This is a genomic window from Streptomyces sp. NPDC057474 (assembly GCF_042802555.1).
In the GTDB taxonomy this organism is placed as follows: Bacteria; Actinomycetota; Actinomycetes; order Streptomycetales; family Streptomycetaceae; genus Streptomyces.
On sequence record NZ_JBHVDX010000001.1, the window covers coordinates 1 to 16,055 of the forward strand.

Consider the following 16,055-nt stretch of genomic DNA (forward strand, 5'->3'; position numbering starts at 1 on the left):
CCCCTAGAAAAAGCAGGGGCGCGGGGACTGCGCGAACAACCCCCACCCACCCGCAACCCGTCATACAACCGCCCCACCCGAGTTCTCCCGCGATCCGCAGCCGAACAAGGAGCCGCAGTCATGCATCTCGACCACACCCACTCCCACGACGGCCCCTCAGCCGTCAGCGCTGACGCGCATCGTCCCGACGGCAGGCGCCGCGCCCTGCGTATCGGGCTCGGCGGTCCCGTCGGGTCCGGTAAGACGGCCACGGTCGCCGCGCTCTGTCAGGCGCTGAGGGACGAGTTGTCGCTCGCTGTCGTGACGAACGACATCTACACGCGTGAGGACGCCGAGTTCCTGCTTCGCGAGGCCGTGTTGCCGCCCGAGCGGATCACGGCCGTGGAGACGGGTGCGTGCCCGCACACCGCGATCAGGGACGACATCTCCGCGAACCTGGAAGCGGTGGAGGATCTCGAGGACGAGGTCGGGCCACTCGATCTCATTCTCGTCGAGTCCGGTGGCGACAATCTCACCGCCACCTTCTCCAAGGGACTCGTCGACGCGCAGATATTCGTCATCGATGTGGCCGGTGGGGACGACATTCCGCGGAAGGGCGGGCCCGGTGTCACGACCGCCGACCTGCTCGTCGTCAACAAGACGGACCTCGCCCCGTACGTGGGGTCCGACCTCGCCCGGATGGCCGCGGACGCGAAGGCGCAGCGGGCGGAGCTGCCGGTGGTGTTCCAGTCGTTGAGGAGTGAGGCCGGGGCCGGGGCCGGGGACGTCGCCGCCTGGGTGCGGGAGAAGCTCGCGGCGTGGACGGCATGACGACGGCCGGAGATGTGACGGCGAACGGGGGCATGGGGACCACCGGCGTCAAGGCCACCGCACGGATCGCGGCCCGCGTCGACGGGCGGGGCGGTACTGCCCTGCCCGTGCTGGAGAGCGACGGGCCCTTGGCGTTGCGCCGTACTCGGGGGAGCGGTGACGAGGCGCGGGTCATGGTGGTCGGGGCCATGAGCGGGCCGCTCGGCGGGGATCGGTTCGCTGTCGAGGCGGAGGTCGGCGAGGGGGCCCGGCTGCGCGTCGGGTCGGCCGCCGCGACGATCGCCTTGCCGGGGCAGGCCAAGGGGGAGGCCCACTACGACGTACGGATCGATGTCGCGGCGGAAGGCGAACTGCGGTGGCTGCCCGAGCAGTTGATCTCCGCGAAGGGCAGCGATCTGTGTGTGTCGACGCGGGTGGAACTCGCCGTCGGGGCGCGGTTGGTGTTGCGGGAGGAGCAGGTGCTCGGGCGGGTGGGGGAGGAGTCCGGGCGGCTCACCAGCCGGCTCAGTGTGTGGTGGGGCGGGCGGCCGTTGCTCGATCAGCAGGTGGGGTGCGGGCAGGGAGCGCCCGTTGGTTGGGACGGGCCCGCCGTGCTGGGCGGGTTCCGTGCGTTGGGGCAACTCGTCGTCGTACGACCGGAGTTCGCCGAGCAGGCGCCAGGGCCGAGGGTGCTGGGGGAGACCGCCGCGCTCACCCCGCTCGCCGGGCCCGCCGTACTCGTCAGCGCGCTCGCGCCCGACGCGCTGCGGCTGCGGCGCGTGCTGGACGAGGCACTCGCCGAGCTGGATGGTTGAGAGCACGTTCAAGAGAAATCCGATCAACGAGCAGGTCGCGGACGTCGTCCCACGCAAACCGCGGCAGACGCTACTGACCTTGATCGGGTGATGTCGGGACCGGCCGTTCGTCATCTCGCGGGCCTATGGGTGCTGCTGGGCATCCGTCGCGAGAGGATCCTCACGTGAGTCAGCCCCTGCCGCAGTTGCCGAAGCCCTGGTTCGTCTTGATTCCCGTCGAGGCCCCACCCGAGGTGCCCACCCAGATCGCTGTCGATCTCGGCAGGACAGGCATCCCCGGCGGGTTCATCGGATACGAGTACCGGCCGCTGAGCGAGCCGGTGTACTTCGAGGGGACCGGTGAGCGGGGGCTGGTCGCCATCGCGACGAGTGGCCTGTGCGGACGCATCGCGGTCGACGTGGCCAGTGGTCAGGTTGTGCATATCCCCAAGATCGAGTCAGCGACGGCCAGTCACGTGAACAAAGACCTCGACTCCTTCAACCGATGCGTCGCGGCCGTGATCGCACGCTTCCCGTTCTATGCGGAAGGTGACGACGAGGGGTGCGAGGAGGTGGCGGAAGAGCTACGCGGTCTCGTCTCCGGCATCGACGAGACAGCTCTCGTGCACAACGGGTTCTGGGAGACCTTCTGCGACGACGTGGCGATCGGGGACTACGCGGACTGGGATGCGTGATCTGCGACCGGTTCCCGGCTTTGGTCAGCCGTCCAGGCTCAGGACGGTGGCTGCGATGGAACGTCGACGAGGTCAGGGCGGTACCGGATCGCCTTGAGCCGACCTTTCACAGCTCTGGTGCTCTCACCGAGGTTCGCGGCGGCCAGGTTGCCAAGGTCGCGCTTGACCAGCGCCCAGATGCCGTCGGTCGGATTGAGGTCAGGGGTGTGAGCCGGGGGAAACAGGGGTGTGAGCCGAGGGAAAACGGTCAGCCACTCGGCATTCGCGTCGATGAATTCCTTCATACCGGCGGTCAGGTGGAGGCGGACGTCGTCCCACACCGGCACGATCGGGCCCCGAGCCGGATACGGGCGTGGACGGCCAGGTTGCGGAAGCCCCGCAGCCGAAGCCCTTCGGCTCGTTCTTACGGCCCCGATACTCGCGGATCGCAGAGATGAGCCGAGACCGTCGCCCCGGCTTGAAGCAATCCAAGCAGTACACCCCGGTGGACGTGAAGGCCAGGAAGGGCCCGCCGCCCGTCCTGGTCGTCCAGTGCGAGCGTGACGCGGCCACCCCCGTACGAGGGTGCCGTCGAGCTGCACAAGCGGTTTCAAGGGCTCCTGCCTGATCACGGAGAAGAAGGCCGGCTCCCACGGGGTCACCAGCCTGGTCAACCCGTGCGTCAACGAGCGCGTGGACACCTACCTGCTCACCGGCAAGGTGGGCAGGGCCGACGTGAAGTGCGCCCCGCACGCCACGCCGACGCCGTAGGTCCAGCCGTAGTTCCATGCGAGCCGGAAGTGGGCGGCCGGGAAACCCGGTCGTCCCCTTCCGGATGTGCTCATGCGGTCACACCGGCCGCCGCGCCAGCCACGCGTCCTCCGCCGCGTAGTCGAAGAGGTCCCCGTACACCTCGGCCATCCTGGGATAGGCCTCCCGCCAGTACCGTCCGCCCGCCAGCCGGTTCTCGATCCACGCGACCGTCTCCGGCAGCGACTCCGCATAGCGGACCACCGGGCGGTAGCCCAACTCCCGCTCGGCCAGCGACATGTCGCACACCACGGGCACCGGCACGGACCAGGGTGTGTCGCCCACGGTGGGCGCCGGGGCGGGGCCGTCCACGAGCACGTTCTCCGTCTCGACGCCCATCACCGCGTCGATCGCGGCGGCGATCTCGGCGACGGTCGGAGCGTCGGGGTCGACGGCGTTCAGCGCCCGTGTCCCCGGCTGCGCGGCGGCCAGCCGGATCAGTTCGGCGATGTTGTGGACGCTTGCCGGATGGAAGCGGCTCCCACCGCCGTACGCGAGGATTCGGCGGGGCCGGCCGTCCAGGTTGCGCTTCACGAAGTGCAGCTCGCGCGGTGTACGGCAGTGCGGCCCGTGGATGGCGCCCGCGCGCAACAGGGTCGTGGGCAACAGGTCGCCCCCGGCGAGGAGTTCGCGCTCCAGGCCCGCCTTGCGCGTGCTGTACGAGGTGTCGTCCGGCCGGATCGTGCGCTGGCTCTCGGGAAGAGGAAGGGGGTATTCGGGGAAGCCGTCCGGCTCCGCCTGGGTGTCGAAGTTGCGGCCCTTGTCGTCCTCATACACCGACACACTGGAGACGACGACCGCCGATCCGACCCGGTCGGCCCGCGCGAGCAACTGCCGGGCGTGTTCGGGGCCGTACGCGACCATGTCCACCAGCACGTCACAGCCGTCGCCGATCGCGGCCGTCAGCGCCGCGTCGTCGCCACGGTCGGCCGGTACGGCCCGTACGTCCTCCGGCCAGCCGTCGTCCCGGCCGCCGCCCCGCGAGACGGCCGTGACCGCCCAGCCGTCCCGCGCCAGCGCGCCCACGGCCACCCGGCCGATCTGTCCCGTCGCTCCGATCACCACAGCACGTCGTGTCATGCCCCGACCGTACGACGCCCGCGCCCCGACCGCCGGGATGTCTTCTACCGGCAGAACACCTCGACGTCGTCGGCCGCGGGGAACGTACTCGACTCGACCCGATCGGCCGAGACTCGCTCAACTCAACGGCATGCGCGGGAACTTGCGCTCCTTCGCCGCCGCGGCCTCCTCCGCCTTCGCGACGGCCGCGTACTGGTCGACGTACTCCTGCTCGGAGAGCGAGAGGATCGCGTACATGATCTCGTCGGTGATGGCGCGCAGGACGGCCTTCTCGTTCTCCATGCCCTCGTAGCGGGAGAAGTCGAGAGGCTTGCCGAAGCGGATGACGACGGGATGGATGTTGGGGATGACCTTGCCCGGGGGCTGCGCCTCGAAGGTGCCGATCATGGCGCAGGGGACGACGGGCACGCGGGCCCTGAGCGCCATGACCGCGACGCCGACCTTGCCCTTGTAGAGACGGCCGTCGTGCGAGCGGGTGCCCTCGGGGTAGATGCCGAGGAGTTCGTCCTTGCTCAGCACACCGAGCCCCTCGCGGATGGCGGCCTGACCCGCCTCCTTGCCGGAGCGGTCGACCGGGATCTGTCCGGCGCTGTGGAAGAAGAACGCCGTCAGCCGGCCCTTCAGACCCGGGCCGGTGAAGTACTCGGCCTTCGCCAGGAACGTGATGCGGCGTTTGAGGATCGCGGGCATCAGGAAATGGTCCGCGAAGGACAGGTGATTGCCCGCGACGATGGCCGCGCCCGACGACGGCACGTGTTCGAGGCCTTCGATGCGAGGCCGGAACACCACTCTCAGCAGCGGACCCAGAAGCACGTATTTGAGCAGGTAGTAGAACACGGCGTCTCCCTCACGCTACCGGATCGGCTCTATGAACGTGTTCCGCCAGGTCACAGCAGACATGCGCGCACTCAATCGTTTTGCGGGTGTGGCCGTCTGCGGGCAGGTCTGATCGGACTCACGCTGACTCCTTGCTGACTTTGCTGACTTTGCTGACGTTGCGTCAGGCGCATGAGCGCTGGTGAGCCTCGTCCTGCGTGTCGACGATTGATCGTAGCCCGATGCGCCATGTCACCGGGAGCACCCCGACCTGCCGGCGTTACCTTGCAACGGTCTTCTGGCCGAACTGTGTGGGCAGCATGCGCCGGGTGTGCCAGGCGGCACCGAACAGCAGGAGGGCTGCGGCGAACGAGACGCCCGCGCTCTCGGCGGCCCCGGTCGGCACGTCCTCGGTGAAAGTGCCCCACGGAGCCTTCACCGTCCTGCTGGGACAGGAGATGTCGGTCCCGCCGCCGCGGACGATCGGATGGCGGTATTCCATCTCTTCCACAGAGCGGCAGGCGCTGATGTCGTCGCGGGCCCGACGGCTCCGCCCAGCACGCAGGCGGCGATCAGCGCGGCGGCCACGCTCCACCGCGATGCGGGACGCAGACGGTCGGCGGTGCCGCCCTCGCCGTGCAGCCGGCTCCGGCGACGCCAGAGGGCCGTGATCGGCCCGCGCAGCAGCCGGTGGACGGCGACCAGGCAGAGGGGGAAGCACAGGTCGACGCCCAGGCCCCAGCCGAGCGAGTAAGCGTTCGGCGGGTTGAGGAAGGGTTCGTACCAGTCGTCGGAGCCGGTCGCGGAGCTGCCGAGGGCTCCGAGGAGGCCCGCCACCACCTCGCGATCCAGCGGGAGATGGCGGACGGCCGCTACCCGCTGCCCGACGACGTCACCACGGGCGCCGACGCCCGCCTGCTGGACGACGCGCTGTCGCCGAAGGTGCGCGCGGCCTACCTCGTCCGTCGAGGGAGGGGTGTGGTCGATCCGGAGGCCTCCGCCCGCGCGCTCGGGGAGGCGCTCGCCGCCGCCGGTGTGAAGGTCCACGAGAACGCGGAAGCCACCGGGTTCCGGTCCACCGGCGGACGGCTCACCGCGCTGCGCACCGCGCAGGGAGAGATCCCCTGCTCGGCCCTCGTCGTCGTGGCCGGGATGCGTTCCCCCGGCCTGCTGCGCGCCCTGGGCGGTCCGCTGCCCCTCCAGGCGGGCAAGGGCTCCAGCTTCTCCGTGGACCTGGATCCGGCGCCGCGTCACACGCTGTACTTCGGCGAGCGCCGGGCCGTCGCCTCACCGATCGGGGGCAGCACGCGCATCGGCGGCACGATGGAGCTGAGCGGCAACAACAACCGCCTCGACCGGCGTCGGGTCGTCGCGGTCGCCCTCGCCAACCGGCACTGTCTGGGCCGCTGGTTCGACGATCCGGACGATCTGGTCGGACTCATCCGCGATCCGTGGGTGGGTGGGCGGCCGTTCCTCCCGGACGGGCTGCCCGTCGTCGACCGGGTCCCCGGCCACGACAACGCGTACGCGGCGACCGGGCACGGGATGCCCGGGGTCACGCCGGGGCCGGTGACGGGGCATCGGCTTGCCGAGTACGTCGTCACCGGGCGGCGGTCTGACGTCCTCTCGCCGTTTCGCTTCGACCGGCTGCGGTCCTGAGCAAGGGTTTTCGCCCCCGCCGCCCCGCCCCTTCCCTTCCTGTCCCCAGGGGCGGCTGCCCCTTCGACCCCGCTTCTGGGAGCTGCGCCCCCAGGCCCCCGCTCACTGGGGTGTCTGGGGGCGGTGTGTTGCGTGCGGGTTTTGTGTGGCTGGTCGTGCATTCCCCGCGCCCCTGCCGGGCGCGGGTGTTGGACTCCTGGGTTCAGGAGCCCTCCCTCAGGACCTCCCCCAACGTTCCCAGCGCGGAGCGGAGTTCCGTTCCCGTGATCGTCAGGGGTGGGGCCAGGCGGATGGTCGAGCCGTGGGTGTCCTTGACCAGGATGCCCCGGTGCATGAGGCGGTGGCTGATCTCCCGCCCCGTGCCGATCTCGGGGTCGACGTCGACGCCGGCCCACAGCCCGCGCGCCCGGAAGCCGACCACGCCCCGGCCGACCAGTTCCGTGAGCCCGTCCCGCAGGAGTCCGCCCAGTTCGGCGGCCCTGAGCTGGAACTCTCCGGTGCGCAGCAGCTCGACCACCGCCGAACCGACCGCCGCCGCGAGGGGGTTGCCGCCGAAGGTCGACCCGTGCTCACCGGGACGCAGGACCGACAGCACCTCCCGGCGGGCCACCACCGCCGACACCGGCACGATGCCACCGCCGAGCGCCTTGCCGAGCAGCACGGCGTCCGGGAGGACGTCCTCGTGCTCGACGGCGAGTGTGCGGCCGGTGCGGCCGAGGCCCGACTGGATCTCGTCCGCGATGAAGAGACAGCCGGTGCGGCGGGTCAGCTCGCGCACTCCGCGCAGATAACCGTCGTCCGGGATGAGGACGCCCGCCTCGCCCTGGATGGGCTCGATGAGCACCGCGGCCGTCGTCTCGTCGATCGCCGCCTCCAATGCGGCGAGGTCGTTGTACGGGACCACACGGAAGCCGGGGGTGAACGGGCCGAAGCCGTCGCGGGCCACCGGGTCCGTGGAGAAGCTGACGATCGTCGTCGTACGGCCGTGGAAGTTGTCGGCGGCGACGACGATGGTGGCCTGGTCGGCGGGGACGCCCTTCACCTCGTACGCCCATTTGCGGGCCACCTTGATCACGCTCTCCACGGCCTCGGCGCCCGTGTTCATCGGCAGCACCATGTCCAGGCCGGTCAGCGCGGCCAGGGACTCGGCGAACTCGGCGAGCCGGTCGTTGTGGAAGGCCCGCGAGGTGAGGGTGAGCGTGTCGAGCTGTCGGTGCGCGGCATCGATCAGCGCGGGGTGGCGGTGGCCGAAGTTGAGGGCGGAGTAACCGGCCAGCATGTCCAGATAACGGCGGCCCTCGACGTCCTCGACCCAGGTCCCCTCGGCCCGGGCGACGACCACGGGCAGCGGGTGGTAGTTGTGCGCGAGGACGGGTTCCTCGGCGCGGATGAGGTCGGCCGACGAACGCGTGCGGGCGGGGGCGGTCATGAGCGGACCTCCAGGGTCGCGGGGCGGACCGCCGGAACCGGGCGGCGGGTCTCCTGGGTCACGTGGGTCACGGGCGGATCTCCTGGGTGACGCACTTGATGCCGCCGCCGGCCTTCTGGAACTCCGACAGGTCGACGGGGACGGGAACATAGCCCTGCCGGGTGAGCTGGTCGGCGAGTTCCTTGGCGCGGGGCGAGATGAACACGTGGCGGCCGTCGGACACCGAGTTCAGGCCGAAGGCCATGGCGTCCTCGCGGGTCGCGATCACCGCGTCCGGGTAGAGCCGGGCGAGGACCGCGCGGCTGCCGGGCGAGAACGCCTCCGGGTAGTACGCGATGTTGCCCGCGGAGCCGTCGCTCCCGTCGTCGAGGACGAACAGCGCGGTGTCCAGATGGTAGAAGCGCGGGTCCACGAGCTGGAGGCTGATCACGGGGACACCGAAGAACTCCTGCGCCTGGCGATGGGCCTCACGGGTGGTGCGGAAGCCGGTCCCGGCGAGCAGACAGCGGCCGGTCGGCACCAGGTCGCCCTCTCCCTCGCACACCGACTCGGAACGCAGCACGTCGTACCCGGCGCTCTTGAACCAGGCTTCGTACGCGGTGGACTCGGGGCGCCGCTCGGGCGCGTGGAACAGCGAGCCGAGGACACGGCCGCCGAGGACGAGTGCGCAGTTGGCCGCGAACACCATGTCGGGCAGCGCCGCCACCGGCTCCACGGTGTCCACGGTGTGGCCGAGGGTCCGGTAGGCGCGGATCAGCTCCTGCCACTGATCCTGGGCGAGGTCGACGTCCACGGGGGTGTCCGGATGCATCCAGGGATTGATCGAGTACTGCACGGCGAAGTGTCTGGGTTCACAGACGAGAAAGCGCCGAAGGCGCGGCACACGGCTGTCGGGCACAGAGGGTTTCTCCGCTTCCTGCGGTGTCGGCTGGGATATCACCAAGGTAGGAATCGGGACAGGCGCACGACAAGGAACAAACGTTGCGTGTTCACGCAGTAATGCTGCGTATTGGTCGAGCTCAGCGCACGTTCGCTGCGTCCTGGGTCGCCCCGGCCTCCGGAGCCTCCGGCAGCAGGTGCGACAGCACCATGTAACTGATCGTCTTCCGGATGAACGGCTCGGTGCGGATCCGCTCCAGCACCTCCTCGAAGTGCTCCACATCGATGGCCCGTACGTGCAGCAGCGCGTCCGCGCCACCGGTCACCGTCATCGCCGCGGTGATCTCCGGATGGTTGCGCACGACCTCCGCGAGCCGTCGGGGCGGCGCCGCGCCCTCGCAGTACACCTCCACATACGCTTCCGTGCGCCAGCCGAGCGCCGCCGGCTGCACCGTGGCCGTGAACCCGGTGATCACCCCGGTCTCGCGCAGCCGGTCCACCCGCCGCTTGACCGCGGTTGCCGAAAGACCGATGGCCGAGCCGATCTCGGCGAAGCTGGTCCTCGCGTTCGCCATCAACGCCGTGATGATCTTGCGGTCGAGCTCGTCGAACGCCGCGGACTTGCTGCTCATGCGGGCACTGTATCCAGCGGCACGCCTCCGCGGACGTCGTGCGGCGCGCGCCCGTGTGCAGTCATACGAATTACTCCTACACTCCACGTTCATGCTGCGCGCGCTCGCCGTCGATGACGAGAAACCCTCCCTCGAGGAGCTGCTGTACCTGCTGAACGCGGATCCACGGGTCGGCAGTGCCGAGGGCGCGAGCGACGCCACCGAGGCACTACGGAGGATCAACCGCGCCCTGGAGTCCGGCCCCGACGGTCCCGAGGCGATCGACGTCGTCTTCCTCGACATCCACATGGCCGGACTCGACGGTCTCGACCTCGCCCGCCTCCTCACCGGCTTCGCCCGGCCCCCGCTCGTCGTCTTCGTCACCGCGCACGAGGGTTTCGCCGTCCAGGCCTTCGACCTCAAGGCAGTCGACTACGTCCTCAAGCCCGTCCGCCGCGAACGCCTCGCCGAGGCGATACGCCGGGCCGCCCAGCTCCGCGACACGGCAACGGCCACGGCCCCGCCGATACCGGTCCACGAACCCGACCCCGACCAGATACCCGTCGAACTCGGCGGGGTGACCCGCTTCGTCGCCGTCGACGACATCACCCACGTCGAGGCCCAGGGCGACTACGCCCGACTGCACACGTCCCAGGGCAGCCACCTCGTCCGCATCCCCCTCTCCACCCTCGAAGAGCGCTGGCGCGCACGCGGGTTCGTCCGCATCCACCGCCGCCATCTCGTCGCCCTGCGGCACGTCGGCGAACTCCGCCTGGACGCGGGCACGGTCAGCGTCCTCGTCGGCCCGGTGGAACTCCAGGTCAGCCGCCGCCACGCACGCGAGCTGCGCGATCTGCTGATGCGCCGGACCACGGGCTGAGGAGCCGCCATGCCGAACGACCCCACCGAACGCCGCGTCGTCGTCACCGGAGTGCCCCGCCGTACCCGCCGAGGTTCGGGCCACCATCGCCCGCGCACCGAGATCGACGAACAGACCACCCTCGGCCACACCTACGTCCGCTCTCTCATGCGCAGCCAACTCCGCGCCGCCCTCGCCGTGTTCGCGGTCCTGGTGCTGCTGGTCGCCCCGCTGCCCCTGGTCTTCGCCGCGATGCCGGACGGCGCCGGCCTGGAGTGGGCCCTCCTCGGCTTCGGCATCTACCCGCCCCTGGTCCTCCTCGCCCACTGGCACGTCCGCCGCGCCGAACGCAACGAGCAGGACCTCGTCCGGCTCGTCGAGGACCGCTGAGGCGACGGAAGCAATGAACCCGTGAACGAGGAGACCGGAAGCAAGGCATGAACGAGAACTACGCCGTCCCCGCGGTCGCCCTCGTCGTCGTCGCGACCGTCTTCGTCGGCGCCTTCGGCCTGCGCATCTCCCGGACCACCTCCGACTTCTACGTCGCCTCCCGCACCGTCGGCCCCCGCCTCAACGCGGCCGCGATCAGCGGCGAATACCTCTCCGCCGCCTCCTTCCTCGGCATCGCCGGCCTCGTCCTCGTCCAGGGCCCCGACATGCTCTGGTACCCGGTCGGCTACACCGCCGGCTACCTCGTCCTCCTGCTGTTCGTCGCCGCCCCGCTTCGCCGCTCCGGCGCGTACACCCTGCCGGACTTCGCCGAGGCCCGGCTCGCCTCCAAGACCGTACGACGGCTTGCGGGGGCCTTCGTCGTCGGCGTCGGCTGGCTCTACCTCCTGCCCCAACTCCAGGGCGCGGGGCTGACGTTGAACGTGCTCACCGACGCCCCCGAGTGGCTCGGCGGCGTCATCGTCGCCGTCGTCGTCTCCGCCACGGTCGCGGCCGGCGGTATGCGCAGCATCACCTTCGTGCAGGCCTTCCAGTACTGGCTCAAACTCACCGCCCTCCTCGTCCCCGCGCTCTTCCTCGTCCTCGCCTGGCAGGGCGACGGCGCCCCGCGCCACGCCTTCGACGAGCCCGCGACGTTCCGCGAACAACGCGTCGTCCGCGTCGACGAGACCCTCGACCTGTTGCTCACGAGCCCGCTCACCGTCACCGCCTCCGGCACGATCGACGGCCGCCGCTTCGACGACCGGCGCGTCGACCTGCCCACCGGCACCCACCGCATCGACCGGGGCACCCGTCTGACCTTCACCAAGGGCGACACCGTCCCCGTCGCAGACCGCGGCACCAACGGCGGCATGTCCACCTCGCTCGCCGCGGGCCGCGAGGAACGCCCGCTGTACGCCACCTACGGGCTGATCCTCGCCACCTTCCTCGGCACGATGGGCCTGCCGCATGTCGTCGTCCGCTTCTACACCAGCCCGCACGGCGTCGCCGCCCGCCGCACCACGGTCGTCGTCCTCGGCATGATCGGCTTCTTCTACCTCCTGCCGCCGCTCTACGGGGCACTCGGCAGGCTCTACGCCCCCGACCTCACCCTCACCGGCGACGCCGACGCGGCCGTCCTCCTGCTCCCGGACCGCATGATCGGCGGCCTCGGCGGCGACCTCCTCGGCGCGCTGGTCGCGGGCGGCGCCTTCGCAGCGTTCCTGTCCACCGCCTCGGGCCTGACCATGGCGGTCGCCGGGGTGCTCACCCAGGACGTCCTGCCCGCACGTGGCGTACAGCACTTCCGGCTCGGCACGGTCCTCGCCATGGCCGTGCCGCTCGCGGCGAGCGGCCTGGTCGGCGGACTGCCCGTCGCCGACGCGGTCGGCCTCGCCTTCGCCGTGTCCGCCTCCTCCTTCTGCCCGCTGCTCGTCCTCGGCATCTGGTGGCGGCGCCTGACCCCGCCGGGCGCCGCCGCGGGCATGCTCGTCGGCGGTGGCGCGGCCCTCCTCGCGGTCGCCGCGACCATGGCGGGATACCCCGGCACCGGCACCCTGCACGCCCTGCTGGCCTGGCCCGCCCTCTGGTCCGTACCGCTCGGCTTCCTCACGATGGTCCTGGTGTCCCTGGCCACCCCGGGCAAGGTCCCGCCCGAGACACCGGCGATCCTGGCGCGCTTCCACCTCCCGGAGGAACTGGTCGGCGGCCGAACGCGCGCGGCGACCAAGGAGATCGAACTGTGGCGGCGGTGAGGACGAGGACAGATCGAACCGGGGCGGCGTGAGGACGGGCGGAAGGGAACCCACGAGCGGTGAGCGGTGTACCAATTGCAGGAGGTGAGCGATGAGCGGTGAAGTGACCGGGTTCCTGGCAGGGTTCTGCGTGGCCCTGCTCCCGCTGCTGGCGGCCGGGTTCTGGCTCGGCCGCCGCACGGCCCGACCGCGCAACAGCCTCGGCGGGCTCGGCACGCCCGTCGAGCACGCCACCTTCCAGACCCTGCACACCGCCACCCTCGCCGCGCCCCCGCTGCGCGCCGGCCTCACCGAGGAGACCGCCCGCAGATCCGCCAAGCGGCTGCGCACCCTGCTCGGCACGGACGCGCTGTGCCTCACCGACCATGAATCGGTCCTCGCCTGGGAGGGCGTCGCGGAGCACCACCGCGCCGAGATCATGGGCCGGCTGGCAGGCCCCCTGGAGACCGGCCGGGGCGAGGCCTTCCGGCTGACCTGCGACATCCTCGACTGCCCGGTGCGCTGGGCGGTCGTCGCCCCCCTCACGGTCGACGACCGCGTCCACGGGGCGCTCGTCGCCTGCGCGCCCCGCGAGTCCGCCGTCCTCGTACGAGCGGCCGGGGAGGTCGCCCGCTGGGTCTCCGTCCAGCTCGAACTGGCCGATCTCGACCAGTCCCGCACCCGGCTGATAGAGGCCGAGATCAAGGCCCTGCGCGCCCAGATCTCCCCGCACTTCATCTTCAACTCGCTCGCGGTGATCGCCTCGTTCGTCCGCACCGACCCCGAGCGCGCCCGCGAACTCCTCCTGGAGTTCGCTGACTTCACCCGCTACTCGTTCCGCAAGCACGGTGACTTCACCACCCTCGCCGACGAACTCCACGCCATCGACCACTACCTGGCGCTGGTCCGGGCCCGCTTCGGTGACCGGCTCTCGGTCACGCTCCAGATAGCCCCCGAGGTCCTGCCGGTCACCCTGCCCTTCCTCTGCCTCCAGCCCCTCGTCGAGAACGCGGTGAAGCACGGCCTCGAAGGCAGGACAGTGATTGCCGCAGGCAAGAGCCACATCAGCATCACCGCGCAGGACGCGGGCGCCGAGGCGCTCGTCGTCATCGAGGACGACGGCGTCGGCATGGAACCCGACGTGCTCCGCCGCATCCTCGCCGGCGAGACCAGCCCGTCGGGCGGCATCGGCCTCAGCAACGTCGACGAGCGGCTCCGCCAGGTGTACGGCGACGACCACGGCCTCGTCATAGAGACCGCGGTCGGCGCGGGCATGAAGATCACCGCCCGGCTGCCCAAGTACCAGCCGGGCGTACACCCGGACGGGGGAATTCCCCGGGCCTGAGGATCACAGGGCGTGAGCCTCAGGTGCGCGACGCCACCATCCCCAGCGTCAGCAGGCCCAGGACGACCCATCCGAACCACAGCCAGCCATTGCTGCCGAGCGCCACCGAGTAGGCCGTCACCACGACCAGCCCACCGACGGTGAGCACCCCCATGGTCTTCGTCGAACCGGGCATCGCAACACCCTTCCTCAGGTTTCTTCTCCCTCCATGGTGCCCCCACTGCCGGAAATGACAGTGCAGACGACGTAATGCGCACCCTTTTTCCAGCCGTCCTCGCTGATCCAGAAACCGGAACCGGTGATGCCGGGCTCATAGCCGTACTGCTGCGGCGGCAGGTTCTTCTCACAGACGGCGAGAGCCTGGTCCTGAGCGTTGTCGTACGTGGTCCCGGGGCTCATCTCGTAGAAGCCGAGCACCTTCTGCCGGTGACGGTCCTGGCAGGAGACCAGCCGGATCTTGTTGCCGGAGATCGGGTCGAGGCAGTCCTGCTTCTGCAGGGTGGCTACGTCGATGAGCACCGTCTCGCCCACCGTGCGGTGCTCGCCGATCGGCCCGTACACCGGCCTGCGCTCGCCCAGCAGCAGACAGGCGACCCGATGGCCGGCGGCGTCGAAGCCGTCGTCGGTAGGGAGCACGGCGTAGGTCCGGACGTCCACGAGCTTCTCGCGGGCTTCCACCGTGAGCTGCTCGCACTGGGCGGCCCCGACCGCCCGGGCGTCCTCGGCGGACGACGCCTCGTAGGACGCCATCACCTGTCCGTCCATCGCGCGGCCCGCGCACTCGGGCACGACCCGAAGCCGGGCGGCGTCCGCGAACGGGGTGTCGGTCCAGGTGACGTCCACGCAGTCGCCGTCCTTCAGCGGCTCCACCAGCCCCACGGTCTTCCCGTACGGCAGGTCCGCGCTCCCGGTGTCACCGCTGCCGCCCAGCCCGCCCGGCAGATCCTTCATGTTCCCCATGGCGTACCAGCTGCCGCCGACCACGAGGGCCAGCCCGAGGGTGGTGGCCATGCCCGCGAGGAGGGCCCGGCTGCGGTGCCGACGGCGGCGCCCGCCGGTTCCGGTGGTCCGAGGGGGAGGACGGAAGCCCTGGCCGCCGGCCGACCGGGGTTCCGCCGGGGACCAGACGTCCTGCCCGCCGTGCCCGCCCGACGGCGCGTACCACGGTGTCTCGTGCGCGGCCCGGGGGGCGACGGGGATCTCCGGCTCCACCGTGTGCGTGGGCTCGCTCGCCCACTGCGGCTGCGAGCCCAGGTCGGGCTCGGTGCGCGGATGGGCCTGGGGCGTGACGATCGCGGAGAGCGCCGCCTCGGTCTCGGCGGCGGTGATCCGGCGCACGGGGTCCTTGGCGAGCATGGCGGCCAGCACCGGCTCCAGCGCGCCCGCCCGCAGCATGGGACGCGGCTCCTCCAGGACGACGGCCGTCAGCGCCGCGATCTCCGAGTCTCGGTCGAAGGGCCCGTACTCCTCGACGGCGTGGTACAGCGTGCAGCCCAGCGAGAACAGGTCGGACGCGGCGGTCGGCGGCCCGCCCTGCGCCCGCTCGGGTGCAAGGTATCCGGTGGTCCCGACCAGGACGTGCGTACGTGTGTACCGGGTCTCCTGGGTGTCGGGCTGGACGGAGATGCCGTAGTCGGTGAGGAGCACACGCGCGTACGGCGATCCGGCGCGGTCCGGGGCGAGCAGGATGTTGGCGGGCTTGACGTCCCGGTGCATGATGCCGCGCTCGTGCCCGGCGGTCAGCGCGTCCAGCACGGCGAGCCCGATCCGGGCGCACTCGGCGGGCGCGAGGGCGCCCCGCTGAGCGACGAGCGCTTTCAGGTCGAGGGCGCCCGGCACGTACTCCATGACGATCCACGGCAGTTCGTCGTGTTCCAGGACGTCGTGCACGGTGACCACGTTCGGGTGGGCGCGCAGCCCGGCGGCGTGCCGGGCCTCGGCACGGGCGCGGGCCACCCGGGCCGTGCGCTCCCGCTCGGCCTCGCCCGGATTGCGGAACACGATCTCCTTGAGCGCCACCTCGCAGTCCAGTTGACGGTCGTGCGCCAGCCAGACATGGCCCATGCCGCCGCTGCCCAGCCGGTTCAGCAGGAGATAGCGGTCGGCGATGACCCGGCCGACTCCCGAATGCGGTGTTCCTGACTGCAT

General features: G+C 70.9%; 18 protein-coding genes and 1 pseudogene. 9 read left to right on the top strand and 10 right to left on the bottom strand.

Annotated elements, in window-relative coordinates; all coding sequences use genetic code 11:
- Positions 1-120: 120 nt before the first annotated feature.
- The 3 genes from ureG to ACFU53_RS00015 all read left to right on the top strand — a co-directional run bounded on the left by ureG (position 121) and on the right by ACFU53_RS00015 (position 2,278).
- Positions 121-810: an urease accessory protein UreG gene (ureG, locus tag ACFU53_RS00005; RefSeq protein ID WP_383983881.1), complete on the top strand. Its 690-nt coding sequence runs from the start codon at positions 121-123 to the stop codon at positions 808-810.
- The gene (locus tag ACFU53_RS00010; RefSeq protein ID WP_383984199.1) at positions 807-1,604 is read left to right on the top strand and encodes an urease accessory protein UreD; all 798 of its coding nucleotides are present in this window, start codon (positions 807-809) and stop codon (positions 1,602-1,604) included. The genes ureG and ACFU53_RS00010 overlap by 4 nt, the downstream gene beginning before the upstream one ends.
- A 164-nt stretch (positions 1,605-1,768) precedes the next feature.
- Entirely contained in the window at positions 1,769-2,278 is a 510-nt protein-coding gene (locus tag ACFU53_RS00015) for an SUKH-4 family immunity protein (protein ID WP_383983884.1), read from the top strand.
- 38 nt (positions 2,279-2,316) lie between these two features.
- Here the strand turns inward: ACFU53_RS00015 and ACFU53_RS00020 are convergent, their stop codons facing one another.
- Positions 2,317-2,598, bottom strand: coding sequence for a hypothetical protein (locus tag ACFU53_RS00020; RefSeq protein WP_383983887.1), 282 nt, complete (start codon positions 2,596-2,598; stop codon positions 2,317-2,319).
- Positions 2,599-2,747: 149 nt separating this feature from the next.
- Between ACFU53_RS00020 and ACFU53_RS00025 the strand changes: the two are divergent.
- Positions 2,748-3,028 (top strand): annotated as a pseudogene (locus ACFU53_RS00025) (alpha/beta hydrolase); the annotation flags it as partial.
- Positions 3,029-3,106: 78 nt separating this feature from the next.
- Here the strand turns inward: ACFU53_RS00025 and ACFU53_RS00030 are convergent.
- The 4 genes from ACFU53_RS00030 to ACFU53_RS00045 form a co-directional block, all read right to left on the bottom strand.
- Positions 3,107-4,132, bottom strand: coding sequence for an NAD-dependent epimerase/dehydratase family protein (locus ACFU53_RS00030; protein WP_383984202.1), 1,026 nt, complete (start codon positions 4,130-4,132; stop codon positions 3,107-3,109).
- Between the two features lie 132 nt (positions 4,133-4,264).
- Positions 4,265-4,984, bottom strand: a complete 720-nt coding sequence (locus ACFU53_RS00035; RefSeq protein WP_383983890.1) for a lysophospholipid acyltransferase family protein — start codon at positions 4,982-4,984, stop codon at positions 4,265-4,267.
- A 259-nt stretch (positions 4,985-5,243) separates the two neighbouring features.
- Positions 5,244-5,402, bottom strand: a complete 159-nt coding sequence (locus tag ACFU53_RS00040) for a hypothetical protein (RefSeq protein WP_383983893.1) — start codon at positions 5,400-5,402, stop codon at positions 5,244-5,246.
- Positions 5,399-5,803, bottom strand: coding sequence for a hypothetical protein (locus ACFU53_RS00045; protein WP_383983896.1), 405 nt, complete (start codon positions 5,801-5,803; stop codon positions 5,399-5,401). Before ACFU53_RS00045 ends, ACFU53_RS00040 begins: the two co-directional genes overlap by 4 nt.
- Positions 5,804-5,821: 18 nt before the next feature.
- Here ACFU53_RS00045 and ACFU53_RS00050 point away from each other — a divergent pair, with 18 nt between their 5' ends.
- Complete coding sequence (locus ACFU53_RS00050) at positions 5,822-6,622, top strand: NAD(P)/FAD-dependent oxidoreductase (RefSeq protein WP_383983899.1); 801 nt, start codon at positions 5,822-5,824, stop codon at positions 6,620-6,622.
- A 202-nt stretch (positions 6,623-6,824) separates the two neighbouring features.
- Here the strand turns inward: ACFU53_RS00050 and rocD are convergent, their stop codons facing one another.
- The 3 genes from rocD to ACFU53_RS00065 form a co-directional block, all read right to left on the bottom strand.
- Positions 6,825-8,051, bottom strand: a complete 1,227-nt coding sequence (gene rocD, locus ACFU53_RS00055; protein ID WP_383983902.1) for an ornithine--oxo-acid transaminase — start codon at positions 8,049-8,051, stop codon at positions 6,825-6,827.
- 67 nt (positions 8,052-8,118) lie between these two features.
- Positions 8,119-8,949, bottom strand: coding sequence for a dimethylargininase (gene ddaH, locus ACFU53_RS00060; protein ID WP_383983905.1), 831 nt, complete (start codon positions 8,947-8,949; stop codon positions 8,119-8,121).
- 121 nt (positions 8,950-9,070) lie between these two features.
- Positions 9,071-9,562, bottom strand: a complete 492-nt coding sequence (locus tag ACFU53_RS00065) for an Lrp/AsnC family transcriptional regulator (protein WP_383883680.1) — start codon at positions 9,560-9,562, stop codon at positions 9,071-9,073.
- A 91-nt stretch (positions 9,563-9,653) separates the two neighbouring features.
- Here ACFU53_RS00065 and ACFU53_RS00070 point away from each other — a divergent pair, with 91 nt between their 5' ends.
- The 4 genes from ACFU53_RS00070 to ACFU53_RS00085 all read left to right on the top strand — a co-directional run bounded on the left by ACFU53_RS00070 (position 9,654) and on the right by ACFU53_RS00085 (position 13,907).
- Positions 9,654-10,421 (top strand): LytR/AlgR family response regulator transcription factor, encoded by a 768-nt coding sequence (locus ACFU53_RS00070; protein ID WP_383983908.1) that lies wholly within the window; start codon positions 9,654-9,656, stop codon positions 10,419-10,421.
- Positions 10,422-10,430: 9 nt separating this feature from the next.
- A complete protein-coding gene (locus ACFU53_RS00075; RefSeq protein WP_383983911.1) occupies positions 10,431-10,790 on the top strand; it encodes a hypothetical protein in 360 nt (119 codons plus the stop codon).
- A gap of 47 nt (positions 10,791-10,837) precedes the next feature.
- On the top strand, positions 10,838-12,583 hold the full coding sequence (locus ACFU53_RS00080; RefSeq protein ID WP_383983914.1) for a cation acetate symporter: 1,746 nt from the start codon (positions 10,838-10,840) through the stop codon (positions 12,581-12,583).
- A 103-nt stretch (positions 12,584-12,686) separates the two neighbouring features.
- Positions 12,687-13,907 carry a sensor histidine kinase gene (locus tag ACFU53_RS00085; protein WP_383984205.1) on the top strand — a complete coding sequence of 407 codons (1,221 nt, stop codon included), beginning with the start codon at positions 12,687-12,689 and terminating at the stop codon, positions 13,905-13,907.
- A gap of 19 nt (positions 13,908-13,926) precedes the next feature.
- Here the strand turns inward: ACFU53_RS00085 and ACFU53_RS00090 are convergent, their stop codons facing one another.
- Together ACFU53_RS00090 and ACFU53_RS00095 are read right to left on the bottom strand one after the other, a co-directional pair.
- Entirely contained in the window at positions 13,927-14,082 is a 156-nt protein-coding gene (locus ACFU53_RS00090; protein WP_037704943.1) for a hypothetical protein, read from the bottom strand.
- Between the two features lie 14 nt (positions 14,083-14,096).
- Positions 14,097-16,055 carry a protein kinase gene (locus ACFU53_RS00095; RefSeq protein ID WP_383983917.1) on the bottom strand — a complete coding sequence of 653 codons (1,959 nt, stop codon included), beginning with the start codon at positions 16,053-16,055 and terminating at the stop codon, positions 14,097-14,099.